Raw genomic sequence first — 15,426 nt, 5'->3', positions numbered from 1 at the left:
TAGATGTCAACGGTTCCTCTACAACCATTTGACTTGGGACGGATCGAGATGGCAATTAACAAGATTCAAGAACGTCTTCTTCGTGCCACAGCAGCCCTTGAATGTGCGCGTGTTCCTTACGCAGTTGTGGGAGGCAATGCTGTCGCGAACTGGGTTTCTCGCGTTGATGAAGCGGCGGTACGATTCACCGCTGATGTGGATCTATTGTTTAGGAGGAGCGATATACCGGCTGCCACAGAGGCGCTGAGAAAAGCCGGTTTTATTCACCGTCATGCAGCTGGTATTGATTTCTTTACAGATGGAGCTGATGGTAAGTTTCGAGATGCGATACATATCGTAAAGGCTAATGAAAAGGTGCGAGAGGAATACGTTACCGCTGCACCCGACGTTGATGAATCAGAAGCCGGGGCAAACTATCGTGTGATTTCGCTTGAAGCTCTTGTCCGAATGAAACTCACATCATTTCGTGATAAGGATCGGACGCACCTTCGGGACATGCTCGATGTCGGGCTCGTTGACGCGACCTGGCCGAATCGATTTCAACCAGAACTTGGCAATAGATTGCAATTACTGATTGATGATCCCCACGGTTGATTGAGTTCAATCTGTCCTGAATATCATCAAATGAATCTTTCGAATAAATCTTCCTTTGGATGGCCATTATGTCGCTTCAGAATATGGTTTATGAACAGCTTCGGCAGCAGATGGTTCGTCGGTACTTTTTCCAGCGATCTGCGGCCGGGCTCGGTGGGGCGGCTTTGGCTTCGCTGCTGAATCCGCAGTTGTTTTCCGGTATGCCGGCACTGGCTGCGAATCCTGAGGTCAGTAGTACAGTTCCGCCTGATCTTTCATCGCTGGGGGCATTACCAGGGCTGCATCATGCGCCAAAGGCCAAACGGGTGATCTGGCTCTTTATGGCCGATGGCCCTTCTCAACTCGATCTGTTCGACTACAAGCCCAAGATGGTGGACTGGTTTGATAAAGATCTTCCCGAGTCTATTCGTAACGGTCAGCGCATTACGACGATGACCTCGGGACAATCGCGGTTTCCGATTGCGCCTTCGGTATTCAAGTTCAATCAGTATGGGCAGAACGGAACCTATATCAGCGAGTTACTGCCACATCTGGCAGGCGTTGTTGACGATTTAACGATTGTCAAAACGATGTACACCGAAGCGATCAACCATGATCCCGCGATTACATTTATCCAGACCGGGAGCGAACTTCCCGGGCGACCGAGTCTGGGGGCATGGCTCTCTTATGGAATTGGGAGTCCGAATCAGGATTTACCGGCATTCGTCGTGCTGCACTCGAAGATTGCTGCCGGTGCTCAGACGCAGGCCCTCTTCTCGCGGCTATGGGGTTCCGGATTTTTGCCCACGAAACATCAGGGAGTCGCCTTGCGTTCGAGTGGTGACCCAGTGCTCTACTTATCCAATCCGAAAGGTGTCAGTTCGCAATCTCGACGCACGATGCTCGATGGATTGGCGGAACTCAATCAGCAGCATCTGCAGGAAATGGGAGATCCGGAAATTGCAGCCCGTATTGCCCAGTACGAAATGGCCTTCCGGATGCAGACCTCGGTTCCGGATCTTGTCGATTTGAAGGATGAATCGAAAGAAACGCTCGAGATGTATGGGCCCGAAGTGAATGAGCCCGGCACCTTTGCCTATAACTGCCTGCTCGCACGTCGATTGGCAGAACGTGGCGTGCGATTTACGCAGATCTTCCTGCGGGGCTGGGATCATCATGGGGGATTGCCGGGGCAGATCCGTCAGCTGGTGAAATCGGCGGATCAACCTTGTGCGGCCTTGATTAAAGATCTGAAGCAGCGAGGGATGCTGGATGATACGTTGGTGGTGTGGGGTGGCGAATTTGGCCGCACGATCTATAGCCAGGGGACATTGACTAAAGAAAACTACGGTCGCGATCATCATCCGCGCTGCTTTACGATGTGGTTCGCCGGTGGCGGTATGAAGCCCGGCACCGTCTACGGCGAGACCGACGACTTCAGCTATAACATCGTGAGTGAGAATCAGAAGATGCATATCCATGATCTCAACGCGACGATACTGCACTTGTTAGGCATTAATCACGAGCGGCTCACCTACCGCTCCCAAGGCCGCGACTTCCGGCTGACAGACGTGGAAGGGAATGTGATCCGCGAGATTCTGGCGTGATTTGCAGAGATATTCATCGATTCGTCGAAGATTTGTTTTGCCATTCTGAAATAGAAGTATTGTTCGATTGATTCTCACTTGTGGTGAAGGTGAAACTCTTTCGTATAACGTCCTAACCACTTTTAATTGGGAAAACTGCGTATGAATCAGGCGACAGATAGGAGGTTGACTACCAGAGTTGCATGTCGCTTGATCTTCTTGTTCACGATTGGTTACTGGATCGCGGAATCGCAAGCGGCCGAACTTCCAGTTCCAGCAAAATCAGACATACTGAGATATGACAGTGTCAGGCTGGTCTACAGTTCTGATAAACCTGAGTTCTTACCTTGGCACCCATCGGCAAAAGGGTCGCTTTATACAGTCGATTTTTTATGCGTGGATACCAACTGCGATTTGAAGGGGGAACTTCCTGATGACATGGTCGGCCAAATCGATACCTTGCGCGGTTCGTCAAGTATACTGCTTTATAGGCATTCCAGATTAGTAACCAGCAAAGGAGTTCATTGCCACGAGAGTAGTGGGCATTTTGCGAGGGTGGACAATGAGGGGACGATCCATCGACGTCGACTCGACGAGGAGGAAGATAGTCACATCTGGCAATTTGTAGGCGAGACTTACAGGGTCAAGTTGACGGCGATCGAGATGGGCAAAGTTAGAGCGGATCTTCTTGTCAGTACATCCCATCTTCAAGGTGAGCCGTTTCGTCTACACCCTGAGGATGACCATAACGAACCGCGATGGAGTCTGCTTCTGGGTACAGATAAAACCACGGCAGAGCTAGTGCTTCCAGACGATAAGTATATGCTGATTAGCCGCTCGATATCCAGCCAAAAGACAAACGATATCGAGACAGTCACATATCGGTATAAGTTTGTTAGAGTCTCGGCATTCGAGCAGGCAGCACCTTGAGTTGTTTCATAGCCGCCGTTTGAGAAGTGGGGTGGGAGATCAACATCGAGATACTGGCTAGTTTGCTTCAAATGAAACGAGACTGGAAATGCTCGGCGCGACCATACAACTGAATCGATTGTCCGTTCTACGATTGGTGATCTATTGATTTTCTTCGCAAACTTCGCGCCTCGCGTGAGTGCTGTATGAAGTTCCTGTTCGGGAGAGGTTTTTCTTTCGCGAAGGTGGGAAGGTTTTCAACAGGAAGTGGCGGCGACTTCGTGGGCTTCGTGGGCCGGTCGGCAGGAGCACTGCTGGCGAGCCAGCAGTGGCACACGATTTTACATTACAATTTTTAAAATGACTTATGCCTGGGTGGGGTCGAAGCCGTGGATGAGTTCTTCTTCCCACTCCTGGAGGAGTGGCCAGCCTGTGGCGCAGGTGCCGAAGTCGGCGAGGTTGAGGTAAGATTTCAGGCGGTCAATCGTCTTCTGAATGTGGGCTGGCTGCTTTCTGAAGACCGGGCCGTGGCTGGGGAGGAGCCATTCGATCTTCGAATCGCGAATACGTTCGAGCGATTTGATGAATTCCACGAGGTCGGAACCATGGTGGGCATCGATATTGCCGACACCACCGTCGCGGTAAATGTTGTCGCCTGAAAAGAGGTAGGGGCCCATTTCAAAAGCGAGCTGGCCATTGGCGTGGCCTGGGGTACTCCAGACTTTGAGTTTCAAGTTCCCCACAGTGAGGAGATCCCCTTCATCGATCGATTCATCCACAGGGATGGGGCTCAAATCGATGGAAATTCCCTGGGCGCTGATTTCGGCGTACGTTTCGATTCGATCCGCTTTTTCCATCAGTAGCCGGGCATGGGGATGAGCCACCAGCCGGGCTTGAGGCATGAGTTCTTTCGCTCGCTTCATTCCCTGGATGTGATCGACATCCGCATGGGTGCAGATCAAATAGCGGCACTGAGACAGGGCAAAATCCATCTGGCGGATGGCGTCGATGATTTCGTCAGTGCTGTCTTCAAAACCAATATCAATCAAAGCCCATTCGCCGGCATCGTGAACGACATAGACCGAGCAGCCCATACGCTGTCGGAACTGGTAGTTCATTTCGAGGATATTTGGAAAAAGTTCTCGTCGAGCCAGCATGCCACACCTGTCTTCAGAATCGGAAAGCCCGTTCACTTTCATAGCAACTGTCAGATTCTAGGCAGGCTGCTCACCAAGTCGAAGTGAGTGAAGGATGAAGTTTTGATTCCCCTCAAAAAATTTGCACATTTCTGAACGATTTTCAAAGAGGCTCCTGCGTACTGCACAGAAGTCGTCTGGAGAGTGACGGTCTGGAGCTTTCGTGATGGTTTCATGAGCTACAAAAAGATTTGAGAGTAAGACTGCAGGATCGCACCACCTATCCCGGAAATTCTCTGTAGTTTGCCTGAAGGTGTCAAAAGAGCCGTGGTTTGTGCCTGCCGAGTCTGCGCAGCCGGATAAACTTACCAACAGCAGGGATCGAGCGGCAAATTTTGCAGGTGCTCCCCACGATTTGTCTGAGACGGGCATGGAGTCTGGTGCGATGGCGAACCGATTTTCTGAATGGCTGAGGAGTTGTCACTTTACACTGGCCGATTGATCGACAGTGCCATCAGCCATTCCCGCCAACAGGACGTTGGAGTTATCTCGATGAATTCCATGCTCACCAGCCTGCTGGCTCAGCCCCAGGTTGAACCGATCCGGGTTTCTCGCATCATCCTGAATCTTGGCACTCGTGAAGTTGCCATTGAAGAGGATGAGTTTGTGATTGGCAGAGCCGAGTTCTGCGATCTGGTAATACCCGATCCAGCTGTGGCTGATTTTGCGGCCAGGATTCGCCTCGATGGTGGAGCTGCCTGGATTGAAGCGACCGAGTTCTCTTCCGTCGTGATGATTGATGGCCGCCCTTATCAGCGACGAGCCTTGAGAGACGGTGATCGATTGCAGTTCGGTGGCGAGGTCTGGTCCGTCAGGTTGCAGACCAATCGCGAACCAGCGACGCAAGTTGAAAACGCGGCTGTTTCTCGAGAATTGCTCGAACAGGAAATCCGTGAGCTGTTCGAACTGATGAACTGGAAAACCAGCGGCGAGACATCATCGACCCAGCGTCTGGAAGATTCCCCACGATCCTTGCCTCCGCAAGGTGTCCAGGCACTCTTGCGTGCGGCACTCTCTTCCCAGCGTGGGCCAGCGGCCGATGCACTCGAAATGGCAGACGAACTGCCAGTTGAGACTCATCTGGCAGCGGGGATCGATGAGGTCGGACATCCAGAATCTGACCTGCACGATCTTCGAGTGGATCTCGATGAGCGAACACGCGCTGCCCAGCGAGAACTGGAAGCAAGAATTGAAAGCTTGCTCAATCATCTGGGGGAAAGTGCTGCTGCACTCAGGGCTTCAGCGTAGCAACCAGCTTGTGATCGAAGGAAATTTGCAGCCGAGACCTGGCAAAAGTCTCGGCTGTTTTCGTTTCGTGTGGGTGCTGGCTGGCGAGTGCTCGCCGGACACACAGGGCCTGGGAGCCTGTCTCGATTCGGCGCTTGCCTGAGGGTCGGCTTTGCAGTATGGTCGATTAGTTGTGAAAACAAGTGTTTATGATTTGCTGCAGCCTCGGGACGCCGCATTTGTACGATGAATTGCCGTGAACCGGAGAGACTTGGCCGTTGACGATGATGCCGCAGATCGATTGTTTCGACATGTTTTCCCAATTGTTTGGAAGATTTCTTCGTAGACAGGGCAGTCAAGTCCTGGGCATGGCTGGGATTCGAGTTTGAGGCCCTGAGGTTTGGCTCTAGATCTTACAGGTAACAGAGCGGCATGCGGATGCTCAGCACGTTTGCCAAGTGGAAATCCAGATACCGTTTGTTGCGAATTGCAGTGACAAAAAGACACTGAAGACTCTCATGGTTGTGGGAGTGCTCTGGCCACATCATGATAGACAAACAAGTGTTAACCTGATGAGCAGCACTAGCATGTATCGTGAAAGGTTGAGGCGACTGGTGGAGTATGTCATGCACGACCAGTTGGGAAATCAACTCAATGAATCACCGTCAGAAGGGGCAACCGGATTGATCGCACGACACACCCACAAGCTTAATATAGCGGTTCATCGACCGCGATTCGCATGGTTGACCCGCTCGACATGGGCCTTGCTGTTTACGGTGGCGCCAGTTCTGGGCATGGCCCCGGCAATCTCTTTTGGACAAGCGGAGACACCGGCTGCGTCCGAAAAGGAAGCAGCCCCTGTTAGTGAGTCGAAGGTCAATCCAAATCGGCAGGTTGCCATCAGCCCCCTGGGAGTGATTCATGCGGGCGACTGGCCGCATTGGCGCGGGCCGGAGATGAATGGCATTTCCCGGGCGAAGAATCTGCCAGCCACGTGGTCTCCTGATGGGGAAAATGTGCTCTGGAAGAACGACGAACTGGCTGGCCGATCGACTCCGATTGTGATGAATGGCAAGCTCTTCACGCTTGTACGGCACAAGCCTGCCACCCCTGAGGAAGCGGAAAAAGTCATTTGTGTCGATGCAGCCACCGGTAAAAAAATCTGGGAAAACGTTTTCAACGTGTTTGAATCCGATGTTCCCGATACACGCGTGGGCTGGTCGAGTGTTGTGGGTGACCCTCACACCGGAAAAGTGTTTGCTCTGGGTGTTTGCGGGCTGCTACAGGCCATCGATGCAGAGACCGGAAAGACTCTCTGGCAGCGATCGATGAGTGAAGAGTATGGCATGCTGACCACTTACGGTGGCCGTACTAATTTTCCCATTGTGTTCGAGCACCTCGTCATTATCGGTGGTGTGCTGATCAACTGGGGTGAAAACGCTCAACCCGCCCATCGTCTGATGGCGTTTGATCAACGCAATGGTGAACTTGTCTGGCTGGTTTCGACCAAGCTTCGACCGGAAGATACCACCTACAGCACTCCCACATTTGCCGTGATTGATGGCGAAGTGCAACTGGTGCTGGGGGCTGGTGATGGAAGCATGTACGGCTTCCAGCCACGCACTGGCAAGCAGCTCTGGAACTACGATGTTTCGCCACGAGGTATTAACACGTCGCCCATCGTGATTGGCAGCACTGTGATCTGCGGGCATAGTGACGAAAATCTTGATGACACAAAGATGGGTGCCTTGTTTGCCATCGATGCGACCAAACGCGGCAATCTGACCAAAGCTGGAGAACTCTGGCGGAATAAAGAGCAATACATTGGCAAGTGTGCTCCTGTCGTCGTGGGTGATCGTATCTATGCGATTGACGATGGCGGGATCTTCTTCGTGGTCGATCTGAAAACGGGCAAACTGATCGGCAAGCAGAAAATTGGCACCATGGCCCGGGCCAGTGCTGTCTATGGTGATGGGAAGATTTATGCAGTGGATGCCACAGGCCGCTGGTTCACTTTTGAACCGGATGAAGCCAAGGGGCTGAAGAAAGTTCACTCAATGCGGCTGGATGCCGAAGTGAATGCGTCGCCCATTATTGCCGATGGCCGGTTGTATGTGACGACCGATACGACAATGTACTGTATTGGCAGTGCCAACCCTGAAGTGACTTACGACGCTATTCCGCCCGTTGCTCAGGAAGCACCTGCTGGTGCCGAAGATCAACCTGCTGCGGCGACAATTGTCCCAGCCGAAGCCGTGATGAAGCCCGGGCAGAAGCTCGCCTTTCAGGTTTTGCTTTACAACAGCAAAGGCCAGTATCTGCGCCCAGCGACTGAGAAAGAAATTGCCTACACGATCACCGGGACTGGCAAGATTGATCCTGATGGTGAATTCAGTCTCGCGACTGATACGGCTAACACAGCATCGATGGTGACAGCCAAAGTTGGTGAGATCTCGACCACGGCCCGGATCCGGGTGATTCCCGATCTTCCACTGGAATTTGCTTTCTCCGATGGTGTTGTGCCCATCACCGGGATTGGGATGCGGTATCGGCATATTGGCCTCGATTATGACCTGTGGAAAAGGCTCTATGCCGAGAATGTGCTGGCTGCCAAGTGCTACGTGTACCTCACAACGCAGTTCAGCAATCTGGGGCGAGATCAACTCAAGATCGATGACAGCACACCCGTTCAGCCACGGACGACTTTCTTCCGTTATCTGGGTCTGCTGGAAGAGTTAACGACACAAGAACTGGCTCAGGCCAAGCTGAATCCCGCTCTGGAATTGCTGCAGAAGGAAGGGGTTCTCGCCAGCTTCAAGTGGGTTGGGACTCCCGAGACCGGAGCGACTCTGGTGGTGGCTAAGGGCCCGCGGAAGGTCGAAGGGAATGGCGTGCTGTGCAAGATCACGACAATTCCTAAGGGGACACGCAGCCAGGGGTGGATTGGTCGGCCTGATATGGCCAACTACACGATTCAGGCCGATGTCGCTTCGGCTCCACTCGAAGTTTCAGCCAATGCTGACCCGAATGCCCGTATGCCGGATATCGGCATCATGAACCAGCGTTATCGGGTCGAACTGATGGGAGCGAGTCAGCAGGTGAAGGCCTATTCGTGGTATCCGCACGATCAGAAGGTGCATACTGTTCCTTACGCATGGAAACCGGACACCTGGTACACGATGAAAATGGTGGTCGATACCGTTGAGCACAATGGTCAGCCCGCATCGAAAGTCCGTGGAAAGGTCTGGTTGAAAGATCAGCCTGAGCCTGAAGCGTGGACGATTGAATGGATCGATCAGCCCGCCAATTTCCATGGCAGCCCCGGGCTGTTTGGAAATGCAAAAGACACGGAGATCTTCTTCGACAATGTGAAGGTGACTCCAAGAAGTTAAATGGATGGGCTTACCTGAAACCCATTTGATCAGTCGTCAGCACGACCCACGTCTGGCGACTTCCGACTGAAATCAATTCAAAGATTTTGCACATTCGCACAGAAATGCCTGCGGGCTCGATGATAGGAATCTCATATGACTCAACTTCGTTGGCTGACTGGTCTTCTCGGCGCCTCGTCTTGTCCTGCGGGATTGCTGGAATTGGGGAGGGCAGCCATTGCCGGCTCGTTAATGATCTCGGCAACTCTGGGTTCTGAACCATCGGGAACCAAGTTTGATCCGACGGCTGCTGCACTGAAGGAAATCGCCACTTTGAAGGTGCAGGCAAAGGACTGGCCTCAGTGGGGTGGCAGCACCTATCGCAATAACACACCCGAGGGGAAGAATATTCCCACTCAGTGGGATCTGGAATCGGGAGAAAACATTCTCTGGGCAGCCGCGCTGGGTTCACAGACCTACGGCAACCCGGTGGTCGCCAACGGAAAAGTTTACGTCGGCACGAATAACGGATATGGCTACATCAAGCGATATCCCAAGAATGTCGATCTGGGGGCACTCGTCTGTTTTGATGAGAAGACCGGGAAGTTTCTGTGGCAGCACAGTAATCCCAAACTGCCCACTGGTCGTGTGCACGACTGGCCTTTGCAGGGAGTGTGCGCTGCCGTTTACGCCGAAGGAGATAAGCTGTGGTATGTCTCCAATCGTGGAGAGGTTGTCTGCCTCGATGCCGAAGGCTTCCACGATGGTGAAAACGATGGGCCCTATGTCTCAGAGCCCAACTCGAACAAAGACGAAGCCGACATCATCTGGCGCGTCGATATGATGGGTCAGCTGGGTGTGTCTCAGCACAATATGTGCAACTGCTCGATTACAGCCGTCGATGGTGTGATCTTCGTGAACACCTCGAATGGTGTGGATGAATCGCACATCAACCTGCCGGCTCCCAATGCACCCAGCTTTATTGCTTTGGATCAGGCGACTGGCAAAGTCCTGTGGACGGATGACAGTCCTGGGGCCAACATTCTGCATGGTCAGTGGTCAAGCCCCTGTCACTTTGTGCTGGATGGTCAGGCTCAGGTGGTCTTTGGCGGTGGTGATGGCTGGGTCTATAGTTTTGATCCTAAAGGTGATGGAGCTGGCAAAGCCAAACTGCTCTGGAAGTTTGATGCCAATCCGAAAGAGTCGCTCTATCTGCTCGGTGGACGGGCCACACGCAATCATATCATTGCGACTCCGGTGTACTACGATGGCTACGTGTATGTGGGTGTTGGCGAAGACCCTGAACATGGGGAAGGGCAGGGGCATCTTTACTGCATTGACCCAAAGAAACGGGGGGATGTCAGCCCGACTCTGGCATTCGATAAAGACGGCAAGCCACTCGAAGCACGTCGACTCCAGAATCTCGAACCGAAAAAAGGTGAGGTGGAAAAGCCGAATCCCAACTCGGCAGTCGTTTGGCACTATGACCAGATCGACAAGAATGGCAACAAAAAATTCGACTTCGAAGAGACGATGCACCGCACCTGCGGCACAGTCGCCATCAAGGACGATCTGCTCTTCGTGGCTGACTTCAGTGGTCTGTTCCATTGCCTCGATGCCAAGAAGGTCGACGCCAATGGCAAGCCTGTGGTCTACTGGGTTCACGACATGTTTGCCGCTTCGTGGGGTTCTCCACTGATTGTGGAAGGCCGCGTCTATATTGGCGACGAAGATGGTGACATTTCGATTTTCGAACTTTCCAAAGAGATGAATCTCATTGGCGAGATCAATATGTCAAACGCGGTCTACTCGACGCCAGTGGTGGCAGGTGATGTGCTGTACATTGCTAACAAGTCGACATTGTTTGCCATCAAGGAAGGTGCCAAGCTTGAGGGTGGCTTCAAAGACACCCCTCGTAACGACGAAGTGGCTGATTAACTTCCGGATTCATCGCTGGCTGGAGCAAATCATGCCTGATTTGCGATTTCACTGCTTCAACCAGCGATGCTTTCGAGTAGGTTAGGTGTTGAACAAGACGTTTTGGTGTTGAAAAAGGCTTTCGTTACCACATGAAGAGCCTGCAAGAAACTCCGGGGCAACGAAACTGTTCTGCGCCTGGACTCCCGATATTACCTGCGAGTGCCCATATTGCTCTTACAGCCAGCTGATGGAACTGTTCCTGTATGACAACGCGCGCTCTCGGCAGCGAACTTCTTGAGCCCTTTGACTATAACCCACTGACTCGTGTGGTTTATGGGCCGGGCTCAATCCTGCAGCTCGGGAAGCTGGCCAGGGATTATGGTGCTTCGCGTGTGGTCCTTTTTACAGATTCTGGCATTCTGGCCACGGGTCATATCGACCGCTGTCTGCAAAGCCTGCAGGCAGCCGGTATTGCTACGACACTTTTCAGCAGTGTGCAGCCGAATCCTTCCTCGGAGGATGTCGATCTGGGAGTACAGGTTGCCCGTGAAGCTCAAGCCGATTTTCTGATCGCTGTGGGTGGTGGCAGCAGTATCGACTGTGCCAAAGGGGTCAACTTTGTACTGACTGGTGGTGGCACAATTCATGACTACTGGGGTGTGGGCAAAGCCAGAGGGCCTATGCTCCCGTTAATCGTAGCGCCTACAACTGCCGGGACAGGGAGTGAAGCTCAATCTTACGCGCTGATCTCGGATGCAAAAACCCACGTGAAAATGGCGTGCGGCGATCAACGGGCCTCATGCAAAGTGGCCATTCTCGATCCTGAGTTGGCTGTCAGCATGCCACGTAGTGTGACAGCTGCGACAGGGATTGATGCTCTCAGCCATGCGATTGAATCGCATGTGACGACACGCCGCAACAGTGTCTCGCAATCCTTCAGTCGTCGCGCCTTTCGACTATTGGCACAGGCGTTACCTGTTGTGCTGGATGAACCATCTCACCTTCCCGCACGCGGTGCAGCACTTTTGGGGGCTCACTGGGCGGGAGCCGCGATTGAGAATTCGATGCTGGGTGCGACCCATGCACTCGCCAATCCTTTGACAGCGACTTATGGCATTACGCATGGCGTGGCGATTGGCATCATGTTGCCTCATGTGATTCGATACAACGAGCCAGTCGTCGCCAACCTGTATGCGGAACTTGTCGCTTCTATGCTCTCTGATGCGAAGTTCGATCGAGCACAGGTTAGTAAAGAATTGACTGCTGGCGAAGTTCTGGCATGCTATGTCGAACAGGTTGTCCGGCAGGCTGGCCAACCGACGAACCTGCTGGAATTGGGAGTCGAAGCCAGTCGTCTGCATGAACTGGCTCAGGCGGCATCAGTCCAATGGACAGGAACATTCAACCCGCGGCCTGTCGATGCAGCCAGTCTTGAGGAGCTTTACCGATGTGCATTTTCCGCCTGATGACGACGTTGGTATTAAGTATCGCTGGCCTGTTGATCACAGGCTTGTCAACCTCGTCTGCCAGCGAAGTTGCACCGATCTCCTCAGTCACCAGCCCTGCCGCCGAGTGGCCCAGCTTTCGGCAGAATCTCCTTCAGACAGGAGTGGCCACGAGCACATTGCCTGAAAAACTCGAGTTAGTCTGGGAAGCTCAACTGGGTGATCAGATTGAGGCCAGTTGTGCGATTTCAGGCGGCAAGGTCTATGCACCCTGTTTATCGGGTCATATTGTCTGTCTCGACTTGAAGTCTGGTCAGAAAGACTGGTCGTATCAGTCGATTGATGAGATTCCTGCAAACAGCTTTGCCCCCGGTTTCAAAGCCCCCGTCACGATTTCCAATGGCATGGTCTATGCCGGCGATGAAGACGGGGTGATGCATGCGATTGATGCCGCGACTGGCAAAAGAAAATGGATCTACAAGACGGAAGGTGAGATCTATAGCGGGGCTGTTGTCGTCGAAGATCGCCTGCTGTTCGGTTCTTATGATAACGCCCTGCATTGCGTAAAAATCGCTGATGGTTCCGGACTCTGGAAATTCGGGACAGATGGCTATGTTCATTGCACGCCGGGTATTGTCGAAAACTCAGCCTTCATTGCCGGTTGCGACGAACACCTTCGCCGGATTGATCTGCAGACCGGTAAGGAACTGTCCGTTCTGCCGCTCTCGACCTATCTGATTGCTTCGCCCGCGATTCGTGGTGATCTGCTCTATGTGGGGACTTATGCGAATGAAGTCGTCGCGGTCAACTGGAGAGAGATGAAGATTGCCTGGCGTTACCGCCCCAGTGACAAAGAGTTTCCTTTCCATTCGTCGGCAGCGCTGGGTGATAAAGTGCTGGTGATTGGCAGCCGGGATAAGCAGATTCATGGAATAGAAATTGCAACAGGCAAAGGTTTATGGACAACTCCGACGCGGGCCCGGGTTGACAGCAGTCCGGCGATTGTGGACCAGCGAGTTTTTGTTGGTTCCGATGATGGGAATCTTTATCAACTGGCCATTGAGAGTGGTGAAGTGCAGTGGAAGTTCAATCTCGGCAAGTCGATTCATGCCGGGCCGGTGGTTGGCGAAGGATACCTCGTGGTGGGCTCGACATCGTCGGATGGGCGACTCTGCTGCTTTGGGAAGAAGTAGTTCTTCCATCGAAACCTGCCAAAAGAAGTGATCCTTCATTTCGCTGCTGGTGAGAGAGTGAGTTAGGGATTAGACTGCAATGCATCAATAAGTTCTGATCTGCTCAGCAGACAGAATAGCCGCCATTTTCTGATTTAGGAGCAGTTTCACACCATGATTCGCATGACCAAGGCTCTGGGCACTCTGGCCATACTCGCTGTGATGTCATTCGTCGGCACAGCGTTTTCTGTCGCAGCCGAGACCGAAGAAGGCTTTAAGCAGCTCTTTGATGGCAAGTCTTTTGAAGGCTGGAAGATCAATGAGAATCCCGATAGCTGGAAGATCGAAGATGGTGCGTTTGTCTGCAAAGGCAATCGCAGCCACCTGTTTTATGTGGGTGATGAGAAGCCCTTCAAGAACTTCGAATTGAAGGTCGATGTCTGGACAGAACCGAACAGCAATGGCGGGATCTATTTCCATACGAAGTATCAGGACACTGGCTGGCCCAAGCATGGCTTCGAGTGCCAGGTCAACAACAGCTATAAGAGTGATCCACGCAAGACTGGCAGTCTTTATGCAGTGAAAGACGTGCTTGAAGCCCCCGCGAAAGATGGCGAATGGTTTACTGAGCATGTCATCGTCAAAGACAAGCATGTCGTGATCAAGGTCAACGACAAAGTCGTCGTCGATTACACAGAACCTGCTGATGCCAAGCCGGGCAAAGATTTCACACGCGTTGTCGATGAAGGGACTTTCGCACTCCAGGCACATGATCCTGGCAGTGTGGTGCGATTTAAGAACATTCGCGTGAAGCGGCTCGACTGATCGACGACTTGTAAAGCCTCATGGCTTTTTACAGCGAGCAGATACTTCTCTTAAGAGAAATGTCTGCTCGCTGATTTTTTATGGCCATCAGGCCTGTCGCTTTTCGACTTCTGCGACGAGAGCTTTAAGCCCGGCTTCGTCACCGCGACGGGCAATCAGAGTGGCCTGAGGCGTATGGACAATCACGAGATCTTCCACGCCACAAGTGGCAATCAGGTGTTGATCGGTTGAGTGGATGATGCAGTTGGCAGTCTCTCGACCGACATGCTGACCACGGATGACGTTGGCATGCGTATCGTGAGGGAGATGCCGGGCGGTTGCTTCCCACGAGCCGAGATCGTCCCAGCCAAAACTGGCCCGGACAACACCCAGCCTTGGGGCATGCTCCAGGACGGCGTAATCGACAGAGATCGCACGGAATTTCAGGAAGACTTCGTTCCATGCGGCGGGTGATTGGAGTCTGTCAATCGCCATCAATTCATCGAGCACTGCCGAGAGATCTGGCGCACTTTTTGAAAGCACATCAAGAAAGGTTTTCGCCTTCCAGACAAAGATCCCGCAACTCCAGAGGAACGAACCGGTGCTCAAGTATTCCTTGGCTGTGGCCAGATCGGGCTTTTCGCGGAAGGAACGAACCTGATGGACACTGGGAGAAGCCGTGGAATCATCCGCTGCTTCGGAGTTCAGGTGAGGGCCCATTTCGACATAGCCGTAACCTGTGGCTGGCGAGGCTGGAACAGCTCCAATCAGGACCATGCAGTCGGGATGTTCATGGACTGTGTGTGAGGCCAGTTGCAACGCCTGCTGGAAGGCTGGCACATCTTCAATCATGTGATCGCTAGGGAGGATGACCAGCGTGGCTTCCGGATCGCGCTGGGCGATTAATGCCGCAGCGACGGCGAGGCACGGTGCTGTATCGCGTGGTGCAGGTTCCAGCAATAACTGGCCTGAGGAAAGTTCGGGAAGTTGCGACAGAACCAGCTGTTGAAATGCCTCGCGGGTGGAGATCAGCACACGTTCGGGAGGGACCAGTCCAGCCAGCCGTTCCATCGTTTGCTGGAGAAGTGTCTGTTCACCAGCGAGGGCCAGAAACTGCTTGGGGTGATTTCTCTGGCTGACGGGCCAGAATCTGACGCCGCTACCTCCCGCCAGAATGACAGCATGGAGCATGTTGCGAGGCCTTTTGCTTCCGATGTATGAAA

11 protein-coding genes are annotated in these 15,426 nt (G+C 52.9%); 9 read left to right on the top strand and 2 right to left on the bottom strand.

Translation table 11 applies throughout. The features are described 5' to 3' along the window. Positions 1-3 precede the first annotated feature (3 nt). The 3 genes from PLIM_RS15150 to PLIM_RS15140 all read left to right on the top strand — a co-directional run bounded on the left by PLIM_RS15150 (position 4) and on the right by PLIM_RS15140 (position 3,089). Positions 4-594, top strand: coding sequence for a hypothetical protein (locus PLIM_RS15150; protein ID WP_013111202.1), 591 nt, complete (start codon positions 4-6; stop codon positions 592-594). Between the two features lie 68 nt (positions 595-662). Next, positions 663-2,180, top strand: a complete 1,518-nt coding sequence (locus PLIM_RS15145) for a DUF1501 domain-containing protein (protein WP_013111201.1) — start codon at positions 663-665, stop codon at positions 2,178-2,180. Positions 2,181-2,321: 141 nt separating this feature from the next. Continuing rightward, positions 2,322-3,089: a hypothetical protein gene (locus tag PLIM_RS15140; RefSeq protein ID WP_013111200.1), complete on the top strand. Its 768-nt coding sequence runs from the start codon at positions 2,322-2,324 to the stop codon at positions 3,087-3,089. A 344-nt stretch (positions 3,090-3,433) separates the two neighbouring features. Here PLIM_RS15140 and PLIM_RS15135 read toward each other — a convergent pair whose 3' ends face one another. After that, positions 3,434-4,225, bottom strand: coding sequence for an MBL fold metallo-hydrolase (locus PLIM_RS15135; RefSeq protein ID WP_013111199.1), 792 nt, complete (start codon positions 4,223-4,225; stop codon positions 3,434-3,436). A gap of 531 nt (positions 4,226-4,756) precedes the next feature. On the opposite strand from PLIM_RS15135, the gene PLIM_RS15130 reads away from it, so the two are divergent. From PLIM_RS15130 to PLIM_RS15105, 6 genes are all read left to right on the top strand, one after another. Next, complete coding sequence (locus PLIM_RS15130) at positions 4,757-5,512, top strand: FHA domain-containing protein (protein WP_013111198.1); 756 nt, start codon at positions 4,757-4,759, stop codon at positions 5,510-5,512. 566 nt (positions 5,513-6,078) lie between these two features. Beyond that, positions 6,079-8,883, top strand: a complete 2,805-nt coding sequence (locus PLIM_RS15125) for an outer membrane protein assembly factor BamB family protein (protein WP_013111197.1) — start codon at positions 6,079-6,081, stop codon at positions 8,881-8,883. A gap of 135 nt (positions 8,884-9,018) precedes the next feature. Further along, the gene (locus PLIM_RS15120; RefSeq protein WP_013111196.1) at positions 9,019-10,800 is read left to right on the top strand and encodes an outer membrane protein assembly factor BamB family protein; all 1,782 of its coding nucleotides are present in this window, start codon (positions 9,019-9,021) and stop codon (positions 10,798-10,800) included. Positions 10,801-11,045: 245 nt separating this feature from the next. After that, a complete protein-coding gene (locus PLIM_RS15115; protein ID WP_013111195.1) occupies positions 11,046-12,248 on the top strand; it encodes an iron-containing alcohol dehydrogenase in 1,203 nt (400 codons plus the stop codon). Then, positions 12,230-13,420, top strand: a complete 1,191-nt coding sequence (locus tag PLIM_RS15110; protein ID WP_013111194.1) for a beta-alanine-activating enzyme beta-propeller domain-containing protein — start codon at positions 12,230-12,232, stop codon at positions 13,418-13,420. The genes PLIM_RS15115 and PLIM_RS15110 overlap by 19 nt, the downstream gene beginning before the upstream one ends. A 153-nt stretch (positions 13,421-13,573) precedes the next feature. Continuing rightward, on the top strand, positions 13,574-14,224 hold the full coding sequence (locus tag PLIM_RS15105) for a 3-keto-disaccharide hydrolase (RefSeq protein ID WP_013111193.1): 651 nt from the start codon (positions 13,574-13,576) through the stop codon (positions 14,222-14,224). Between the two features lie 87 nt (positions 14,225-14,311). On the opposite strand, the gene PLIM_RS15100 is transcribed toward PLIM_RS15105, so the two are convergent. Beyond that, positions 14,312-15,394 carry a mannose-1-phosphate guanylyltransferase gene (locus PLIM_RS15100; protein ID WP_013111192.1) on the bottom strand — a complete coding sequence of 361 codons (1,083 nt, stop codon included), beginning with the start codon at positions 15,392-15,394 and terminating at the stop codon, positions 14,312-14,314. Between the last annotated feature and the right edge of the window lie 32 nt (positions 15,395-15,426).

Source organism: Planctopirus limnophila DSM 3776 (assembly GCF_000092105.1).
Classification (GTDB): Bacteria; Planctomycetota; Planctomycetia; order Planctomycetales; family Planctomycetaceae; genus Planctopirus; species Planctopirus limnophila.
Note: the sequence above shows the minus strand (reverse complement) of the source record. Positions and strands in the feature narration are given on the sequence as shown.

Coding starts and splice junctions, on each gene's coding strand:
- PLIM_RS15150 (WP_013111202.1), top strand. CDS start 4: ATGTCAACGGTTCCTCTACAACCATTTGACTTGGGACGGATCGAGATG.
- PLIM_RS15120 (WP_013111196.1), top strand. CDS start 9,019: ATGACTCAACTTCGTTGGCTGACTGGTCTTCTCGGCGCCTCGTCTTGT.
- PLIM_RS15135 (WP_013111199.1), bottom strand. CDS start 4,225: ATGCTGGCTCGACGAGAACTTTTTCCAAATATCCTCGAAATGAACTAC.
- PLIM_RS15130 (WP_013111198.1), top strand. CDS start 4,757: ATGAATTCCATGCTCACCAGCCTGCTGGCTCAGCCCCAGGTTGAACCG.
- PLIM_RS15140 (WP_013111200.1), top strand. CDS start 2,322: ATGAATCAGGCGACAGATAGGAGGTTGACTACCAGAGTTGCATGTCGC.
- PLIM_RS15110 (WP_013111194.1), top strand. CDS start 12,230: ATGTGCATTTTCCGCCTGATGACGACGTTGGTATTAAGTATCGCTGGC.
- PLIM_RS15105 (WP_013111193.1), top strand. CDS start 13,574: ATGATTCGCATGACCAAGGCTCTGGGCACTCTGGCCATACTCGCTGTG.
- PLIM_RS15145 (WP_013111201.1), top strand. CDS start 663: ATGTCGCTTCAGAATATGGTTTATGAACAGCTTCGGCAGCAGATGGTT.
- PLIM_RS15100 (WP_013111192.1), bottom strand. CDS start 15,394: ATGCTCCATGCTGTCATTCTGGCGGGAGGTAGCGGCGTCAGATTCTGG.
- PLIM_RS15125 (WP_013111197.1), top strand. CDS start 6,079: ATGTATCGTGAAAGGTTGAGGCGACTGGTGGAGTATGTCATGCACGAC.
- PLIM_RS15115 (WP_013111195.1), top strand. CDS start 11,046: ATGACAACGCGCGCTCTCGGCAGCGAACTTCTTGAGCCCTTTGACTAT.